The sequence below is a fragment of the Microbacterium umsixpiens genome, from assembly GCF_053543675.1.
Map to the genome: position 1 here is coordinate 26901 of NZ_JBLVOH010000104.1, position 1352 is coordinate 28252.

General features: G+C 70.3%; 2 protein-coding genes. Both read right to left on the reverse strand.

Annotated features, from left to right (window positions below):
• Nucleotides 1–788 (reverse strand): hypothetical protein (locus ACNPM4_RS10720; protein ID WP_448985670.1); only part of this gene is annotated, 788 nt, incomplete at its 3' end.
• Between the two features lie 105 nt (nucleotides 789–893).
• The gene (gene rbfA, locus ACNPM4_RS10725; RefSeq protein WP_105709755.1) at nucleotides 894–1319 is read right to left on the reverse strand and encodes a 30S ribosome-binding factor RbfA; all 426 of its coding nucleotides are present in this window, start codon (nucleotides 1317–1319) and stop codon (nucleotides 894–896) included.
• Nucleotides 1320–1352: the final 33 nt, after the last annotated feature.

Here is a 1352-nt window from a genome sequence, read left to right on the forward strand (position 1 = left end):
CCCTGCTCGAATGCCTGCGCGACGAACAGACCGCCGAGGGCCTGGAGCCGCCGACGCTCCGCCGCGTGCGGGTACAGACCGCCGAACCACGCGACCGCTTCCGCAGCGAAGCCGGCGCCGACGGCCGAAGCGCCCGCCACGAGATGCGCTTCTTCGCGGGCTCCGCCGACAGCATGTTCCGCCGCCTCTCTCGCGAGCAGCAGCGCCCGTTCCGGGTGGCCGGCCTCACTGAGCTGTCGCGCGATGACCGTCAGCTCGACCGCGGTCTCGGGAGCCGCCTCGAGGGACGCGCGAGCGCGGTGCCAACCCTCGCTCACCCGGTCACCCCGACGGCGGAAGATCGCGCTCAGCCGCTCGTGGACACCGGCGATGGCTGCGGTGCCGGTGGTGGCTCTGATCCAGATGGAGAGACGGGGATCGGCGAAGCGCGAGTGGCCGGCATGCACCCGGATGTGCTCCCCCACCGGAGCGGCGGCGATCGCGGCCGCCGACCTGCCGTCGAACTCGAGGAGGGCGTCGAGTCCACCGTCCAGGCAGACGGAGAGCGCCGTCAGCAGCTCGCGATCCCTGTCATCGAACTGCGTGGCGTCGAATCTCCGCACGATCGAGGGCACGAGCGGGAGCGGGCTGGGCAGCGGGAGCCGACCGTGGCGTTGGTCCGCTGACAGGCGCTCGGCGACTTCGCGGATCGTCGGAGAATCCGCGTCCAGCTCGGCAGCGAGACGGGCGAGCACGTGCGGCACACAGCCGAGGTCGAGCTCCAGGAGCTCGTCCAGCAACACGCCCAACGCGGCGGGCGCGACGAAGAGAGCCCCCTGTGTACCCGTACCCTCGATGCCGTTCCCCCAGCTTCACGGAAGCGTTCCCGCGAAGCCGAGCGTATCAAACGGCGATCACTCCGGGTCGTCCTCCGTGCGGTACGGATCGGCGTCGCCGGCGTGAGATGCGGAGGACGCGAGTTTCGCGACGTCGGCATCGCGCTGCTGTGCCTCGCGGAGCAGCGCACCGATATGGTCCGCGTTCTCCGGGAGGGCATCCGGGATGAACTCGAGCGTGGGCACCAGACGGGTGCTCAGCTGCCGCCCGACCTCGCTGCGCAGCATGCCGGTCGCCGAAGTGAGCGCGGCACCGCTGGCGATGCGCTCTTCTTCCGTGCCCAGCACCGTGTAGAACACCGATGCGTGCTGAAGGTCACCGGTCACACGGACGTCGGTGATGGTGACGAAGCCGAGGCGCGGATCGCGCAGCCCCTTCTCCAGCCGCTCGGCGAGGATCACGCGGATACGATCCGCGAGTCGGGCCTGTCGTTCGCCTGCCATTGTTCTCTCCCTGTCCAGGAACCCTCAGGGCGT